Origin of the sequence: Pedobacter petrophilus (assembly GCF_009674725.1) — a bacterium.
Lineage (GTDB): Bacteria > Bacteroidota > Bacteroidia > Sphingobacteriales > Sphingobacteriaceae > Pedobacter > Pedobacter petrophilus.
In genome coordinates this window covers 73,207-89,777 of the sequence record NZ_WKKH01000019.1, presented here as the reverse complement: position 1 = coordinate 89,777, position 16,571 = coordinate 73,207, and the positions used below count along the sequence as shown (strand labels likewise).

Annotated in this window: 12 protein-coding genes; 8 read left to right on the top strand and 4 right to left on the bottom strand. The window is 38.5% G+C overall.

Going from position 1 to position 16,571, the window contains the following annotated elements:
* Nucleotides 1-217: 217 nt before the first annotated feature.
* Both GJU39_RS13430 and GJU39_RS13425 read right to left on the bottom strand, forming a co-directional pair.
* Nucleotides 218-1,327: a lactonase family protein gene (locus GJU39_RS13430; RefSeq protein WP_154281309.1), complete on the bottom strand. Its 1,110-nt coding sequence runs from the start codon at nt 1,325-1,327 to the stop codon at nt 218-220.
* A gap of 172 nt (nt 1,328-1,499) precedes the next feature.
* A complete protein-coding gene (locus GJU39_RS13425) occupies nt 1,500-3,035 on the bottom strand; it encodes a pseudouridine synthase (protein WP_154281308.1) in 1,536 nt (511 codons plus the stop codon).
* A 264-nt stretch (nt 3,036-3,299) separates the two neighbouring features.
* On the opposite strand from GJU39_RS13425, the gene GJU39_RS13420 reads away from it, so the two are divergent.
* Together GJU39_RS13420 and GJU39_RS13415 are read left to right on the top strand one after the other, a co-directional pair.
* On the top strand, nt 3,300-4,085 hold the full coding sequence (locus GJU39_RS13420; RefSeq protein ID WP_154281306.1) for a lytic transglycosylase domain-containing protein: 786 nt from the start codon (nt 3,300-3,302) through the stop codon (nt 4,083-4,085).
* 557 nt (nt 4,086-4,642) lie between these two features.
* Entirely contained in the window at nt 4,643-5,686 is a 1,044-nt protein-coding gene (locus GJU39_RS13415) for a ferredoxin--NADP reductase (RefSeq protein ID WP_154281305.1), read from the top strand.
* Nucleotides 5,687-5,847: 161 nt separating this feature from the next.
* Here GJU39_RS13415 and GJU39_RS13410 read toward each other — a convergent pair whose 3' ends face one another.
* The gene (locus tag GJU39_RS13410; RefSeq protein ID WP_154281303.1) at nt 5,848-6,591 is read right to left on the bottom strand and encodes a CPBP family intramembrane glutamic endopeptidase; all 744 of its coding nucleotides are present in this window, start codon (nt 6,589-6,591) and stop codon (nt 5,848-5,850) included.
* A 110-nt stretch (nt 6,592-6,701) separates the two neighbouring features.
* Here GJU39_RS13410 and GJU39_RS13405 point away from each other — a divergent pair, with 110 nt between their 5' ends.
* The 6 genes from GJU39_RS13405 (at nt 6,702) to GJU39_RS13380 (ending at nt 15,468) form a co-directional block, all read left to right on the top strand.
* On the top strand, nt 6,702-7,661 hold the full coding sequence (locus GJU39_RS13405) for a hypothetical protein (protein WP_154281302.1): 960 nt from the start codon (nt 6,702-6,704) through the stop codon (nt 7,659-7,661).
* 112 nt (nt 7,662-7,773) lie between these two features.
* The gene (uvrA, locus tag GJU39_RS13400) at nt 7,774-10,677 is read left to right on the top strand and encodes an excinuclease ABC subunit UvrA (protein ID WP_154281300.1); all 2,904 of its coding nucleotides are present in this window, start codon (nt 7,774-7,776) and stop codon (nt 10,675-10,677) included.
* A 139-nt stretch (nt 10,678-10,816) separates the two neighbouring features.
* Entirely contained in the window at nt 10,817-11,584 is a 768-nt protein-coding gene (locus GJU39_RS13395) for a TatD family hydrolase (protein ID WP_154281298.1), read from the top strand.
* 181 nt (nt 11,585-11,765) lie between these two features.
* Nucleotides 11,766-12,785 (top strand): asparaginase, encoded by a 1,020-nt coding sequence (locus GJU39_RS13390; protein WP_154281297.1) that lies wholly within the window; start codon nt 11,766-11,768, stop codon nt 12,783-12,785.
* A 206-nt stretch (nt 12,786-12,991) separates the two neighbouring features.
* On the top strand, nt 12,992-14,404 hold the full coding sequence (locus GJU39_RS13385) for an MBL fold metallo-hydrolase (RefSeq protein ID WP_154281295.1): 1,413 nt from the start codon (nt 12,992-12,994) through the stop codon (nt 14,402-14,404).
* A gap of 89 nt (nt 14,405-14,493) precedes the next feature.
* Nucleotides 14,494-15,468, top strand: a complete 975-nt coding sequence (locus tag GJU39_RS13380; RefSeq protein WP_154281293.1) for a YpdA family putative bacillithiol disulfide reductase — start codon at nt 14,494-14,496, stop codon at nt 15,466-15,468.
* A gap of 54 nt (nt 15,469-15,522) precedes the next feature.
* Here GJU39_RS13380 and GJU39_RS13375 read toward each other — a convergent pair whose 3' ends face one another.
* A complete protein-coding gene (locus GJU39_RS13375) occupies nt 15,523-16,539 on the bottom strand; it encodes an alpha/beta hydrolase (protein ID WP_154281291.1) in 1,017 nt (338 codons plus the stop codon).
* Nucleotides 16,540-16,571: the final 32 nt, after the last annotated feature.

The following is a 16,571-nucleotide window of genomic DNA, read 5'->3' as shown; positions in this document are numbered from 1 at the left end:
TGCTGGATCTTTTATGCTGAACAAAATTATATCCTGTCAGCAATTCTCAAAACCTATTTATACAAACTTACGATGACGAAGTGGCAATAGCGATCGTTTATCGCAAAATGGCTAACATAGCTACTATGAACGGTCTACCTGCTGAACTTGTTTCAGCATCTTTTGTAAGTAGGTCGTGAAATAAATTCAGGATGATAATTCAAAGTGAAAACATCGCTTATTTATCAAAAATCAGGCAAACCGGTGCACCCACATCAATTCTTTTTCCGCTATCAGTTAATTTACCTGTTTTAACGTCTCTGTTAAAAATTACAACGTTATTGGTATACTGATGACCAACCAACAGAAATTTTCCACTCGGATCTATCGTAAAGTTTCTTGGCCCTTTACCTAAAGTACTTTGTGTTCCTATAAATTTTAGCTTACCCGTTGGAAGAATGGCAAAGGTAGAAATACTGTTTGCATCACCTCTGTTGGTTTCATACAAGAATTTACCATCTGCAGAAACGTGTATATCTGCTGCATCTACAGCGCCTTTAAAGTCTTTCAGTGTAGTGCTAATTTCCTGTAGCTTGGTGAGTTCGCCTTTTTTGTAACGGAAAGCAGTAATGCTACCGTTAAATTCGTGAACCAGGTAGGCAAATTTTCCATTAGGACTAAAAACAATATGCCGCGGACCGGTACCTGCGTTTGTTCTAATAACGGATTTTTCTGTTAGCGTTTTCTCTTTTCCTGCCAGATCATAGCTGTAGATATACGTTTGATCTTCTCCCAAATCATTAACAACCAAATATTTATGATCGGGTGTAAACTTCACCATGTGCACATGTGCACTATTTTGCCGGCCTTTTGGGTCGATACTTTTTCCGGTATGTTTGATCACCTGGATCGCTTCACTCAGAGATCCATCAGCACTGCGTGAAAATACTGCTAAACTGCCTCCGGAATAATTCGCTACCAATACATTTTTATCATCAACGGTAATAAAACAAGGGTCGGCACCATGACTCTCAACTTTGTTTAAAAATGTTAATGCCCCTGTTTTAGCCTCATATTTAAAAGCGGTAACTGTGCTTTTATCTCCCGTTTCATTTACAGCGTAAGCATGTTTTTTGTCGGGAGAAATGGCCAGATAACTTGGATTTGGAATGCCTTTAGCGATATTTTTTAAGCTGGTATTGCCGTTGGCAATATCAAAATCATAAGTGTAGATTCCTTCACTCTTGCCTGGAGCCGTGTAAGTGCCAACAATAAGGTTATATTTTTTTTGGGCAACTGCGACTGTGGATAATAGCGACATTAAGAATATTCCGATATATTTTTTCATATAATAATCTTCCTTTGGAACAAAGATGATAAAAATTTGTTGGGGCAATTGTTAAATAATTCTAAGATTAGCGTTTTGCTAAAAATTAAAAGATGGGTGAATACTGCTTCTCGCATCATTCTTTTATGATCTTAGGACAATAAAAAAGGCAACCTTTCGATTGCCTTTGTCATTATTTTATTAAGTGTTTAATCTGGATCAACTCATGATCTTCCAGATAACGCCATCTACCGCGGGGTAAATCTTTCTTCGTTAAATTGCCATAAACAACGCGGTCTAATTTCTCTACGCTGTAACCCAGGTGTTCGAAAATACGACGAACAATTCGGTTTTTACCACTGTGAATCTGAATACCGATTTCTTTTTTGGTTCCGCCAGACACATAAGAAATGTTATCTGGTTTAATCAATCCATCTTCTAACTCTAAACCAAAGGCAATTTTATTTAAATCACCTTGTGATAAAGACTTATCCAGTTCAATGTTATAAATTTTTGTAATTCCGTTTTTTGGGTGAGATAATTTATCTGCAAGTTCACCATCATTGGTCATTAACAATAACCCTGTTGTGTTACGGTCTAAACGGCCAACAGGATAAATCCGCTCACGACTGGCTTTATCAACCAATTGCATTACGGTACGGCGTTCTTGCGGGTCATCAGTTGTTGTGATGTAGTCTTTTGGTTTGTTTAACAAAACGTAAACCTTTTTCTCGCGTTTAAGCAACTCGCCATTGTAACGAACCAGATCTTTTGAAGGATCTACTTTATGTCCTAATTCGGTAACTGCTTCTCCATTTACGGAAACTACACCAGCAGCAATCAATTCATCGGCCTTACGGCGAGAGCAAATTCCTGCATTTGAAATATATCTGTTAAGGCGAATTAAGCCTTTATCTTCATTTGTTTTACGGGCAGGAGCAATTACGGTACGTTCCGGACGGTTAAATTCGGTGTCTCTCGGTTGCTGTGTCTCTTCGCGTTTTCTAAACGGACGAGAATCTCCTTCTCTGGGTTCTCTTGGTTTTACATCTCTTGAGCTTCCAGCACTTGGCTTGAAGTCGTCTGTTCTGCCGCCTCTTGATTTGTAATCTTTATATCCGCCTTCTCTCGGTTTAAAATCTCTCGAATCTCCATCCTTAGATTTGAAATCGCGTTCTCCTGTTCTTGGTTTATAATCTCTTGCTCCACCTTCTTTTGATTTAAAGTCCCTGTCGCCTGTTCTTGGTTTAAAGTCTCTTGATCCGCCGTCTTTTGATTTAAAATCACGATCTCCTGTTCTGGGTTTGTAATCTCTTGATCCACCATCTTTTGATTTGAAATCGCGGTCTCCGGTTCTGGGTTTGTAATCTCTGGATCCACCTTCTCTTGGCTTATAACTGCGTTCTTCTTTTGCGCCGGTATCTTTCGATTTAAACTCGCGATCGCCGAATTTGAAACTTTGTGGTTCAGCATCTTTCGATTTGAAGTCACGTCCGCCTGTTCTTGGTCTTGAATCTTTTCTGTCGCTGAATGATTTTGATTTAAAATCTTTACCCTCTGAACTTCTGGGTCTGAAGTTGTCTTTAGAATCGGATGATTTATTGAATTTGTTGTCTCTGTCGTCTGATCTTTTTCTGTCAGATCCGGCTGAACTACTTCTGTCATCAGTGTTCCGGCTACCCGGTTTGGACTTGTCATCCCGACTGTTCCTGTTGTTTTTATTTATCATGATACGCTTTTAACCGCATCCTGAAATGCGGGCTGCAAATTTATGAAAAATTGCTGAATATAACAATGTTGTAGTGCGGAAATTATATTAAAAAATTAGCCTCTAATATAGGAAAAATAGGTCGGTTTTGGAAATTTAAAATCCACGTTTTAAGTAGTTTAGAGGCTGTTTTTGATGTGTATTTACGTAACTATTTGATAATGTGCTTATTATTTTTTAGCTTTGCCGACGTTTTTATATAAGTTCACCAAAAAAAGGAGGAAGATGTTAAAGAAACACATCGTACCATTTGCGGTAGTGGCAACACTATTTATCATGGCTAAAGTGTTCGCTTACCAAATGCCCTTAGCACAAAAAAGTCTTTTAAAAGAAGGAAAATTACACACTACAACAATACCCACAACTGACAGCCTGAAAGTTGAAAAAGAGGAAAAGCCTCAATCTTTAATGGCCCAGTTAAATTTTGCTGATGAAACTTTGCCTTTGGGCGATAAAAAAGTAGAACGCAAAATGAAAAAAATCCTTGCCTCACACAGCTACGGCATTACGCAAACAAATCGTTTGCATAAAAAAGCGAAGGAATGGTTTCCCGTTATCGAACCGATTCTTGCTGCTTATGGAATTCCGAATGATTTCAAGTATTTGGCTTTGGTTGAATCTGGAATGGCAGGCGGCGTTTCTCCAAAAGGCGCAGCCGGAATCTGGCAGTTCATGCCTGGTACCGCCCGCTCTTACGGTTTAAAGGTAAATGGAAGAGTAGATGAGCGCTATAGTTTGCGCAAATCTACCGTTGCGGCCTGCAAGTACATCAAAGAAATGTATAGAAGCTTAGATAGCTGGACATTGGTAGCTGCGGCATACAATGTTGGCGATGGCCGTTTACGCAGACAAATCACCAATCAGAATCAGGATAATTATTATAAAATGAAGCTGAACCAGGAAACCGGCCGCTACGTGTATAAAGTAATTTCTATGAAACAGATTGTAGAACATCCGAAACGCTACGGATACGAAAAGAAGCGTGTGTTATTGGCTTACAACGGCGAATAATATAGTTAAGATAAAGACAAGCATTTGGTAAGGCGTCCCGGGTAACCGGGACGTTTTTTTTTGAAGGTGATTTCACAGATTTTTTGATTTCACAGATCTTGATGGTGATATTGGATAAAATCATTAACCGCAGAATTGTTTTTTCTAAAAGCTAAAAGCTAAAAGCTAAAAGCTAAAAGCTAAAAGCATATACTAAGCTATTTTATATGGGTTAATTAGCCAATAAAGTTTTGCCACCAAAACACGGATTTCCACGGAATTGTTCTCCCTAAACCCTAAACCCTAAACCCTAAACCCTAAACCCTAAACCCTAAACCCTAAATTTCTAACCCAACTTCGTCTCCATCACGCTAACCAATGAACCAATGACGAATAAACCAATAAATAGCTCATAAGAATTGTTCTTTCTAACCGCTCACGCTTTCCCAATTAAATATTTTTCATCAGTCAAACACCACTTGGTTACCAGTTGTTTCTTCTAACGACTAACGACTAACGACTAACGACTAACGACTAACGACTAACGAATTTTCAACGCAAATCCTTTTCTTTGTAGTATGTTCAAACTTCGTATTAACAAGATTATTAGTCAGCCGGGAGATAACTTAACTTTTCAATTTGAAGAGATCGGGGAGAAATACCCGGATTATTTAGCTGGTCAGTTTGTGTCGTTAGTTTTTGAAGGAAAGAACAGGGAAGTGAGGAGGTCGTACTCTTTTAATAGCTCTCCTGATGTGGATGAGCCTTTGGCCATCACCGTGAAACGGGTAGAAAATGGGGAGATCTCGAGGTTTCTTCACCATAAAACAGCTACTGGCGATATATTATTTGCGCAGGAACCACAGGGATTGTTTAGTTATGTGGTGGCAGAAAATCTGGAAAGAGATCTTTTTCTTTTCGCAGCGGGTGTAGGGATTACGCCACTATTTTCCATTTTGAAAACAGCCTTGATTCGGGAACATAAATCGCTGATCACGCTTATTTATAGCAACCGATTGATGGAAGATGCTTTATTTTATGACGAATTATTAGATTGGCAACTGCGTTATCCTGAAAGGCTAAAAATTATCTGGATATTTAGTAACAGCAAAAACCTGATGACCGCCAGGCTGAATAAATTCTATATCGAGAAGTTGCTGAAGGAGAATTTAAATTTCAGACGTGAAAATGCACTGTTTTATACCTGCGGACCTATTGTTTATATGGATCTGTGTCGCATTACTTTATTGGGAATGGGATTTGACCTCAAACAAATTAAAAGGGAAACCTTTGTTTTGCCTGAGGATGAGGTAGATGAAGATGATAGTTCGGAGAAAGTGGTAGATAAGAGTACCTATTCAGTCATTTTAAATTTTAATGGTGAAATTTATAATCTGGCTGTGTCCTGGCCGAAAAGGATTTTAGATGTTGCGCTGGAAAATAAAATCAAATTACCGTATAGCTGTCGCGGAGGGGTATGCAGCACCTGTGTGGCCAATTGCACCAAAGGTACCGTAAGGATGGATTATAACGAAGTGCTTACAGATGATGAAATTGCAAGAGGCAGGGTTTTGGTATGTACCGGGCATCCAACGGAAAATGGAACGACGATTGAGTGGTAGATTTTATTTTTATGGTTGGCGTTATCACTAATTATGAAATGATCTGTTGGTGCGCTGACCACACTAATAAGAGGTAAAAAAGGCGAGGTTTAGTTGCGCTAAACATGCCTGGAAAAATATAAAAAAAATAGAATGCAGAGAAAATATACTATAAAGCTGTTTTACAATAAGTAAAATATACAATATATCATTCCTAAATTAAATGCTGAGTGACAAATTACAGCTCCCCAAATGGAACTTGATCGCTTTCTGAAGATAAAAAAGAGTATACTCACAAAGAACATGCTTAATACCCAAATAGAAGTAGGCTGCATAAGGAAACTCCATTTATTATTTATAAATACTAAACCAAAATGCGAAATATGTATCAATGCGAATGCGGAGCTATCAACTATTGATGCTTTTTTATTGCCCATTGATTTTGCAAAGCTAGAATGCACAATTCCTCTAAAAAATAATTCCTCGCCAATAGGGCTGAATGTCATTCCGGTTAAAGCCATTACAGTAAAAAGAATTGCTTTGTCATTCTCATTTATTGCACTTGGAATTTTATATGATTTTCCAATATAGGTGTACCAGTTTTCATAAGAACTTCCATAAAGAAACTGCCCGAGAAAATAAAGTAAAATACTGGCAAAAAGTCCTGTTATAAAAGCTATAACAAGCCAGGAATAGTTTTTAGTTTTGGTCATTCCTATTTTTATTCTGCCATATTTACTTAGGAATAAGATAGGTGCCATTGCAGAAATAATCATTATTAATCCGATGTAGCCATAATTTCCAGATGAATTGGCACTAAGAACCAGAAAGAATCTTGGTACACAAATTATTAAAATTAAAAACAATCCGAATTTCCAGTCAAAACTAAAAAGTCTATTCCAAAAAGGTCTTAATTCATTTTCCATATTTAAATATTTACAATCTAATATAGACCTTTAACCTACTTTTTCATCAACATCTCAAATCTATATTATAATCACAAAACCATCATCTCACAACCAACGTTTATATGGGCATGATGAAATCTTTTTTAGCTTTTGCCTTATCAGTTCTTAGTTTTCATCTTTTTGCGCAAGATTCGCTTTTTTCAAAACGAGAATTCGCCAATAAGGAATACATAAATCTCTACAAAGAAAATTCAGATTTCTCCTATACGGCGCCAGCAGGGGAGTTGGGTGCGCCATCAAAGTATGTCATCAACGGGCGTTTAACTACAACTTATATGTTATTGGGAAGTTATCAATCGCCTGTGGCATTTGCTATCATTCCAGATTTTACGGTTCGTGTTCGTAATGAAGCTTCAGCTGGTGTTCGTACGCCAAGTTACCGCCTTGGTTTTGCAGCCTATGCCCGTCTAAATACAGATCCCGATCATTATCAATATGGAGAGCTGGCATTTACGCATCATTCTAACGGACAAGATCAAAGCGCACTTAATCAGGATGGAACCGTAAATACCTTAACCGGGAATTTCAATGCCAATTATTTAACGGCTTCTTATCGTTTTGGTCACTTAACGCCAACCGCTTCTGATGAAAGTTATTATTCACTTAATCACCGACTGGGTTTGCAGTGGCATAAGTTCTTTAGGTATGAACCTGCTTTAGATTTAGGCTTTGGTTTCACGAGAATATTGTATAATTTCTCCTGGCGGAAATACGATCAGATTGAAAGAAATGCAAGAAATAAAGCGAAAGTTAAAACCGAGAAAGAAACCTGGCGTTTAAATACCGAAGTTTCTTATGCTGTGAATAAAATCCCGGCGAAGAATTTAGGAAACTTCCAGAAGCGGTTAAACGCTGAAATTAATTTTAATTATAGTTTTCCTTTTATGAATAATGTATTTCTTTTGGCAACTGTCGGCTATTATGGTGAAGATAATTACAACATTTATTTTCAGGATCACTATGGTTATTTCCGTTTCGGTTTTTCATCAGGTTTCCTTCGGAACAGAAGCAGGCATTATGACAATTAATCCTTAATACAGCTTTCATTGCGCTTTCTTTTTGATAAAATTTTTAGCATTTTTGCAGATTGAAATGCAGTCTTTTTAAAGGCCAAATTTCTTCCCAACTTTTCAATAAAATATGAGCAATAAATCTATCGACCTCGGCGAGCAAAAAGATGTAGAAGTATACGGTGCGAGGGTACATAATTTAAAAAATATTGATGTGAGTTTCCCCCGAAACCAACTGGTGGTGATTACTGGTTTAAGTGGTAGCGGGAAATCTTCATTGGCTTTCGATACCATTTATGCGGAGGGGCAGCGGCGCTACATGGAAACTTTTAGTGCTTACAGTCGCCAGTTTATGGGGGGCATGGAACGCCCGGATGTAGATAAGGTTTCTGGCTTGAGTCCGGTAATTGCCATTGAACAAAAAACAACCAGCAAAAATCCCCGCTCTACAGTAGGTACCATTACCGAAATTTACGATTTTATGCGCTTGCTTTATGCCCGTGTAGCTGATGCTTTTTCGTACAATACCGGAGAGAAAATGGAGCGGATGAGCGAAGATCAGATTCTGCAAAATATCTTCAACAAGTTTGATGGCATGGCAGTAAATATCCTGGCGCCTGTTGTTAAAGGAAGAAAAGGACATTACCGCGAGCTGTTTGAACAAATCCGGAAGCAAGGTTATGTAAAGGTTCGTGTGGATGGTGAGATTAAAGATATTACGGCCAAAATGCAGGTCGACCGCTATAAAATCCACGATATTGAAGTAGTCATCGATCGCCTGATTGTTGATGATAAGGATAGAAAGAGGCTTTTAGATTCTGTTCAAACTGCCATGAAAATGGGTAAGGGAGTAATCAAAATCAGTGATAAGGATAACCATGTTGCGCATTTCAGTAAGTTTTTAATGTGCCCAACTACGGGAATTTCTTATGATGAACCTCAGCCCAATAGCTTTTCATTTAATTCGCCTTATGGCGCCTGCGACCTTTGCGATGGTTTAGGTTATATTTTCGTTGTGGATAAGGAATCTGTTATTCCAAATCCTAAACTCAGTATTTTAAATGGTGGTTTGGCACCACTTGGAGAATACCGCGACATCTGGATGTTCCAGGTATTAAAATCGCTGGCGAAGAAATATGCTTTCTCGCTTTCTACACCAATAGAGAAATTGAGTGATGAGATAATCAATATTATTTTAAACGGCTCGCCTGATTTAATTAAGGTAGAGGTAGAATATAATAAGTGGAACGTTCAGAACTACAACATTACTTTTGATGGGATCATCAAGATGCTGGAAGAACAGAACGAAAAGCGAAGTGAATCTGCTAATGATGATATGGATGCTTTCCGTAAGCTAAAAACTTGTCCGGAATGCCATGGTGCCCGTTTGAAAAAAGAAAGTTTACACTTTAAAGTTGATGGAAAGAATATTTTTGAGCTTTCCTCGATGGACATCAATAACTTGTTTCAATGGTTTGAACATGTTGATGAACGTCTTTCAGATCGCCAGAACATTATTGCAAAAGAGATTTTAAAAGAAATTAAGGCAAGAATCGGGTTCTTAACTGATGTAGGTTTAACCTATTTAACTTTAGATAGAACAGCGCGAACGCTGTCTGGTGGTGAAGCACAAAGGATTCGTTTGGCTACACAAATTGGTTCTCAGCTGATGAATGTAATGTACATTCTGGATGAGCCAAGTATTGGTTTGCACCAACGCGATAATGAACGTTTAATTAATGCTTTGAAAAATCTGCGTGATTTAGGCAATACCGTTTTAGTGGTGGAGCACGATAAAGACATGATATTAGAAGCCGACTGGGTAATTGATGTTGGTCCCGGAGCAGGTATTCACGGTGGAACAGTGGTTGCAGAAGGAACTGCAGCGCAAATCTTAAAATCTAAAACCTTAACTGCCGCCTATTTAAACGGAGATAAAAAGATTGAAATACCAAAGGTACGGAGACCTGGAAACGGACATAAACTTTCGATCATCAAAGCCACCGGCCATAACCTAAAAGAGGTTTCTGTTGATTTTCCTCTGGGTAAATTTATTGCAGTTACCGGTGTTTCCGGATCAGGGAAGTCGAGTTTAATTACAGAGACTTTGTATCCAATCTTAAATCATCATTTCTTCAGGGCGAAAAAAACGCCGCTTCCATATGAGAAAATAAGTGGATTGAAGGAAATTGATAAGGTTATTGAAATTGATCAGGCGCCGATTGGAAGAACACCACGTTCTAATCCTTCAACCTATACCGGCGTTTTCTCAGACATCAGAAACCTTTTTGTACAGCTGCCCGAGGCGAAGATTCGAGGGTACAAACCAGGCCGTTTCTCATTTAATGTGAAAGGTGGCAGATGCGAGACTTGTCAGGGTGCGGGCCTGAAGGTAATTGAGATGAATTTCCTGCCAGATGTTCAGGTACCTTGCGAAGAGTGTGGCGGTAAAAGATATAATCGTGAAACTTTAGAGGTGCGTTTCCGCGGAAAATCAATCAGCGATGTATTGGACATGAGTATTGAAGATGCCTGCGTTTTCTTCGAAAATATTCCGATCATTTACCGGAAAATTAAAACACTGAAAGATGTTGGTTTAGGTTACATTACTTTAGGTCAGTCATCTGTTACTTTATCGGGTGGTGAGGCACAACGGGTAAAACTGGCTACTGAACTTTCTAAAAAAGATACCGGAAAAACCTTCTATATTTTAGATGAACCTACAACAGGTCTCCATTTCGAAGATATTAATGTGCTTTTAGGTGTATTACAAGAGTTAGTAGAAAAAGGAAACACGATTCTGGTAATTGAACACAATTTAGATGTGGTAAAAGTTGCCGATTGGGTAATTGATTTAGGAGAAGAGGGCGGGGCAGGCGGCGGAAGAATTCTCTTCGAGGGAACGCCAGAAGGTTTAATTCAAAATCCGATCAGCTTAACCGGTAAATTCTTAAAAAAGGAAATGGAATTCGACGGACATAAGTTCGAAACCGAGCCGGTAAAAATTAAGAAACCTAAAAAAAGCAAAATTTAAGCTTTGACAAATTGCTAAGGCATTAGAAATAAAGTTGTCAAAGCTAATCTTTTATTATGATGCCGGTTTTGACAAACAGTTAAGACGCTGGAAATAAAGTTGTCAAAACAGATTTAATACTCAATTGAAATACTTAAAAATGATTTTTACTGATACCCACACGCATTTATATTATGAGCAAGATGCTGAAAAGCAAGCCCAACTCGTTGAACGTTGTTTTGAAAATGACGTTACCCGTTTGTTTTTGCCTAATGTTGATGTAAAATCAATTGCGATGATTGATGATTTGGTGGAAAAATATCCGGAAAATTGTTTTGCAATGGCTGGTTTGCATCCTTGTGATGTAAAGGAGGATTATCTTGCCGTATTGGATGAAATCTATAACAGTATTTCTGGGAGAAAAATCTTTGCAATCGGAGAGATCGGGATTGATTTATATTGGGATAAAACCACTTTAGCATTTCAGCAAGATGCCTTCCGGAAGCAAATTGGCTGGGCAAAGGCACTTGGCTTACCGATAGTAATTCATTGTCGCGAGGCTTTCGACGAAGTGTTTGAGATATTAGAAAGTGAAAAGGATGAAAAGTTGCGTGGAATTTTCCACTGTTTTACCGGAAATGTTGCCCAGGCTAAACAGGCCATCGATCTTAATTTCTATTTAGGAATTGGCGGCGTGGTTACTTATAAGAAAGCAGGCCTGGATTTAGTGTTAAGTGAAATTCCTTTGCAAAATCTTGTTTTGGAAACGGATTCACCCTATCTGGCACCCGTACCCTTCCGTGGAAAACCAAATGAAAGCAGTTATTTAATTTATATTGCTCAAAAGTTATCAGATATCTATGGCGTTTCTGTGGAAGAGGTTGCAAACATTACGACAGAAAATTCTAAAAAGGTTTTTGGAATTTAATAGCCGTAGACTGTAGTCTACGGAAATAATAATAAAAAACAATAAACGTTTTTTTAACGTTTATTGTTAAATTGATAATAAAACGAAGGTAATACGCGGTTATATCTGATATTTATCATTTAATAGCCTAATAAAATGAAATTCTTTTAGTTTCTTTGCGAGGAGCAACCCAACCAACCAAATGACTAAAATTCTAATAATTTATACCGGTGGAACCATCGGTATGGTGAATGATCCTAGTAATGGAATGTTAATTCCTTTCGATTTCGAGCAGATTAAAGAAAATGTACCTGAATTAAGTCGGCTGGATTATCAATTGGATGTTCATTCCTTCAATCCCGTTTTAGATTCATCAAACATGGATCCGGAAATCTGGAAAACTTTAGCAGAGCTGATCTACAATCAATATGACCTTTATGATGGTTTTGTAATTCTTCATGGATCGGATACCATGGCATTTACCGCTTCGGCATTAAGCTTTATGCTCGAAAATCTGGGTAAAGCTGTCGTACTAACAGGTTCCCAGCTACCCATTGGCGAGATTAGAACTGACGCAAAGGAAAACCTGATTACTGCATTAGAAATAGCCGCGACCAAAGAAAATGGTAAATCTTTATTCCCCGAAGTGTGCATCTACTTTGATGCCCAATTGTTTAGAGGCAATCGTTCCATTAAATACAATAGCGAAAAATTTGAAGCTTTCCGCTCGCCAAACTATCCGGTGTTGGCAGAAGCTGGAGTTCACCTTCAATTTCACACCAATTACGTGCTAAAAGCGCCTCAGGGTAAATTGACTTTGCACACTAACTTCAATGCTAATATTGGTGTTTTAAAATTATATCCTGGCATTACCAGGCAAGCGGTTTCGGCCATTACCGATTCGAAAGTGGATGCCATTATTCTAGAAACCTTTGGTTCTGGAAACACCACCACCGCACAGTGGTTTTTAGATAGCCTCCGCCAGGCAATTTTAAGTGGCAAAATCATTATCGATATTTCTCAATGTAAAAAAGGCTCTGTTCATTTAGGCCGTTATGAAACCAGCCGTGAATTGCAAAAAATGGGCGTTTTAAGTGGTTACGACCTTACGTTCGAAGCTACAGTTACGAAGCTGATGTTTGTAATGGGCTTAGGATTGCCCGTAGAAGAAAGCCGTAAATTGATGGAAGAATCGCTTCGCGGAGAATTAACAAAAGATTAATTTAGTTTTTTGGACTAAGTAAACCTTGTAGGTTTTAATTTGATCTGCTATAAAGCAATTAAAGTAAAACTTCTGCAATTATGACTGTCATCATTTCGGTTATTGCTAATTAGCTTTATTTTTGTTGTAAACATATTCGTCATGCTGAATTATTATCTCAGTGTATAAGATCCTGAAATAATTCAGGTTGGCGAAATCGGAAAATCATGAAAATAGAACAAATATATACAGGTTGTTTAGCGGAAGCTGCTTATTACATAGAAAGTAACGGCGAGGCCGCCATTATAGATCCATTAAGAGAGGTTGCAACTTATTTAAAGAAAGCCGAAAAAGCCGGCGCAATCATTAAGTATATTTTTGAAACTCATTTCCATGCAGATTTCGTCTCCGGGCATGTAGATTTGGCAGAAAAATCTGGTGCTAAAATTATCTACGGGCCAACGGCTAAAACTGCATTCGAATCTCACATTGCATTAGATGGCGAACAGTTTAAAATAGGAGCACTTACCATCACAGCCATACATACTCCAGGCCATACGCTGGAATCTACTACGTATTTATTGACAGATGAAAATGGGAAGGACTATTGTATTTTTAGTGGGGATACCCTTTTTATAGGTGATGTTGGTCGGCCGGATTTGGCGCAAAAAGGTAATTTAACGATAGAAGATTTAGCAGGAATGCTTTACGATTCGTTAAATGAAAAAATCAAACCTTTGGCGGATGATGTAATAGTTTATCCGGCACATGGTGCAGGTTCTGCTTGTGGAAAAAGTATGAGCAAGGAAACCTTTGATTCTTTGGGCCATCAGAAGCAGGTTAATTATGCATTAAAAGCAGAAACTAAAGAACAGTTTATAAAGGAAGTTACGGATGGAATAATGCCTCCGCCACAATATTTTGCTAAAAATGCTGCGATAAATAAAGGTGGCGTAGAAAGTATTGATGAGGTTTACGAGAAAGGGTTAAATGCTTTAACGCCACAGGCTTTCGAAGATCTGGCTAACCAGACGGGCGCCATCATGCTTGATACCCGCGACCCACAAATTTTTGCTAAAGGCTTTATTCCCAATTCCATCAACATTGGTTTGAATGGACAGTTTGCTCCTTGGGTTGGGGCATTAATTACCGATCTTCAACAACCCATTCTACTCATAACAGATGAAGGTAAAGAAGAAGAAACCATTACCCGTTTAACCCGCGTGGGCTACGACAGCACTATTGGATATTTGGATGGCGGTTTAGAGCGGTGGACAGACGCAGCAAAGGAAATTGATACCATCGAATCTATATCTGCTGAAGCTTTTGAAGAAGCAGCCAATATAGGAGATGTAATTGCACTTGATGTGCGTAAGCCTGGTGAATATGAATCAGAACACCTTGATTTTACGTGGAGTCGCCCCCTTGATTTTATTAATGACTGGATGGGCGAAATTGATCCCAAAGCAACTTATTATGTTCATTGCGCCGGTGGCTACCGTTCGATGATTGCAGCTTCGATATTAAAATCACGAGGAGTGGAAAATGTAATCGACATTGCTGGTGGTTATGGTGCAATTAAAAACACAGGTTTGAAAAGAACCGATTTTGCCTGCCCAAGTAAGGCGATGAAAGTTTAATAAGGGGAATAGTAAAGGAAATAGAGAATAGAAGAAGTTAGCATCCTGCCAATTTTCAAATTCCTATTAATATATTTAAAAAGAAAAAATTGACAAATCCCGATCATTACGATATCATTATCATTGGCGCCGGGCCAATTGGTATGGCATGCGCAATAGAAGCGCAGGAGGCTGGTTTAAGTTATCTGATCATTGAGAAAGGAGCGTTGGTAAACAGTTTATTCAATTATCCTGTATTCATGACTTTCTTTTCTACTTCTCAGAAACTGGAAATTGGAGGTGCTCCTTTTGTCACAATTAATCCTAAGCCAAATCGCAATGAAGCTGTAGAATATTATCGCCGGGTGACGGAGAAGTTTGAATTGAAAATTAATTTGTTTGAAAGGGTAAATCAAATCCATAAAAATGATGGAGGGATATTTGAAGTTCAGACTGTTAAGGCAAATTACACGGCCAGTAATGTGATTGTGGCTACTGGTTTTTATGATGTTCCATTGCTGATGAATATTCCCGGCGAAGATTTGCCGAAAGTAACACACTATTACAAAGATCCTCACTTGTATGCTTTTCAGAATGTAGTGGTTGTGGGTGCAAACAATTCGGGGGTAGATGCTGCTTTAGAAACCTACCGTAAAGGAGCCAAGGTAACTATGGTTGTGCGCAGTGGCGAACTTGGTCCACATGTAAAATATTGGGTTCGTCCGGATATTCAAAACCGAATTAAAGAAGGAGAGATTACTGCTCTTTTCAATTCTGAACTGGTCGAAATTAGAGAAGGTGAAGTAGATATTCGAACGCCTGAGGGCATTAAAACCATTCCCAACGATTTTGTAATTGCCATGACGGGTTACCAACCTGATTTTTCTATGTTGAGGAAATTTGGAGTTGACTTACCAGAAAGCCTTTGTCCGGTTTACAACGAAGAAACAATGGAAACCAATATTAAAGGTTTGTATCTGGCTGGTGTTGTTTGTGGTGGGCTTGATACACATAAGCTTTTTATAGAAAACTCCAGGGTACATGCGGAGATGATTGTGAAAAATATTGTGGGACAAAAACAATAATCGGGCTTTATTTATTTTAAGAATTTACTCATTAAACATCTGTCCAATAAGATGTTAACTGGCCTTTGTGGAAGAATAGGTATTAACTTTTTCATTTAAAACATTTTCTACGAAACTGTTGATCGCAATTTCCACACTTGGCAGATCTTTCGAAGTTAAGTAAGAGCCCAGTACATGATTCCCGGCATTAGGAATGGCAACTTTTCGTTTCAAATCATTTGGTGTACCTAAATCATCAAACATTTTAAGCATGGCATCTACCCGCACAACGGGATCTTGCTCCAAATCATTTTTGTAATAATAGAGCAGTAAAACTGGCTGTTTAACTTTTTCGAAAACGGATTTACTCATGGTACTTTCCACGAATTCCTGCAATTCTACCAGAGATTCTATTCTGTAATTCGTGTACCAGTATTTTTTATATTCTGCTGTTCTGCCATCAACCTTTCTTTCGTCGCTACCCAAAACCCACCTGGCGATTTGCAAGCCCCAGGGATCGTTTAGCAACCAGGCATTTTTATCGTTAATGGCAACATTGGGCGACATCAGGATCAGGCTATTAATTTTTGGATAAACTGCAGCCAGTTTTAAGGCTGCGGTACTACCGGTAGAAGTACCAATTAGAATTACCTTTTTGCCTAATTTCTGACCAATAGCATACGCCTGTTTGCTGGTTTCCCAAAGCCTGTCGGCAGTAAAGTATTGCATTGGTGCTATGGTGTCAATCCCATGATCTGCCAAACGTGCGAGGTATAAATTGGCATTTAATGCTTTCGCCAGATTCAGGTGAACCGGATTTCCTTCCATTTTGGAGGCAGAGAAACCATGTAAATAAACGATTGCATATTCTGTTTGTTGACGGCTGGAATCTGCCCAGATAATTTCGGCTTCGTTTCCTGGCTTGATTTTATTGACTTTTTCCATTGTATTTACATAACCATCAAGATCCTGAATGTCAGGAACGGAAGCCGGCGATGTATCATACATTGGTTTTTTTGGCTTCGGACCAAGCAGATAGCCGGCGATTATAAATGCCGAAAAACCGATTAATACTTTATAGCGCTTTTTCATCGATCTAAATTATCGGTTTAAGCATAAACTTT

Bases quoted from the DNA above. Each gene is read 5' to 3' on its own strand.
- GJU39_RS13430 (WP_154281309.1), bottom strand. From the start codon at position 1,327: ATGAAAAAATATATCGGAATATTCTTAATGTCGCTATTATCCACAGTC.
- GJU39_RS13425 (WP_154281308.1), bottom strand. From the start codon at position 3,035: ATGATAAATAAAAACAACAGGAACAGTCGGGATGACAAGTCCAAACCG.
- GJU39_RS13420 (WP_154281306.1), top strand. From the start codon at position 3,300: ATGTTAAAGAAACACATCGTACCATTTGCGGTAGTGGCAACACTATTT.
- GJU39_RS13415 (WP_154281305.1), top strand. From the start codon at position 4,643: ATGTTCAAACTTCGTATTAACAAGATTATTAGTCAGCCGGGAGATAAC.
- GJU39_RS13410 (WP_154281303.1), bottom strand. From the start codon at position 6,591: ATGGAAAATGAATTAAGACCTTTTTGGAATAGACTTTTTAGTTTTGAC.
- GJU39_RS13405 (WP_154281302.1), top strand. From the start codon at position 6,702: ATGATGAAATCTTTTTTAGCTTTTGCCTTATCAGTTCTTAGTTTTCAT.
- uvrA (WP_154281300.1), top strand. From the start codon at position 7,774: ATGAGCAATAAATCTATCGACCTCGGCGAGCAAAAAGATGTAGAAGTA.
- GJU39_RS13395 (WP_154281298.1), top strand. From the start codon at position 10,817: ATGATTTTTACTGATACCCACACGCATTTATATTATGAGCAAGATGCT.
- GJU39_RS13390 (WP_154281297.1), top strand. From the start codon at position 11,766: ATGACTAAAATTCTAATAATTTATACCGGTGGAACCATCGGTATGGTG.
- GJU39_RS13385 (WP_154281295.1), top strand. From the start codon at position 12,992: ATGAAAATAGAACAAATATATACAGGTTGTTTAGCGGAAGCTGCTTAT.
- GJU39_RS13375 (WP_154281291.1), bottom strand. From the start codon at position 16,539: ATGAAAAAGCGCTATAAAGTATTAATCGGTTTTTCGGCATTTATAATC.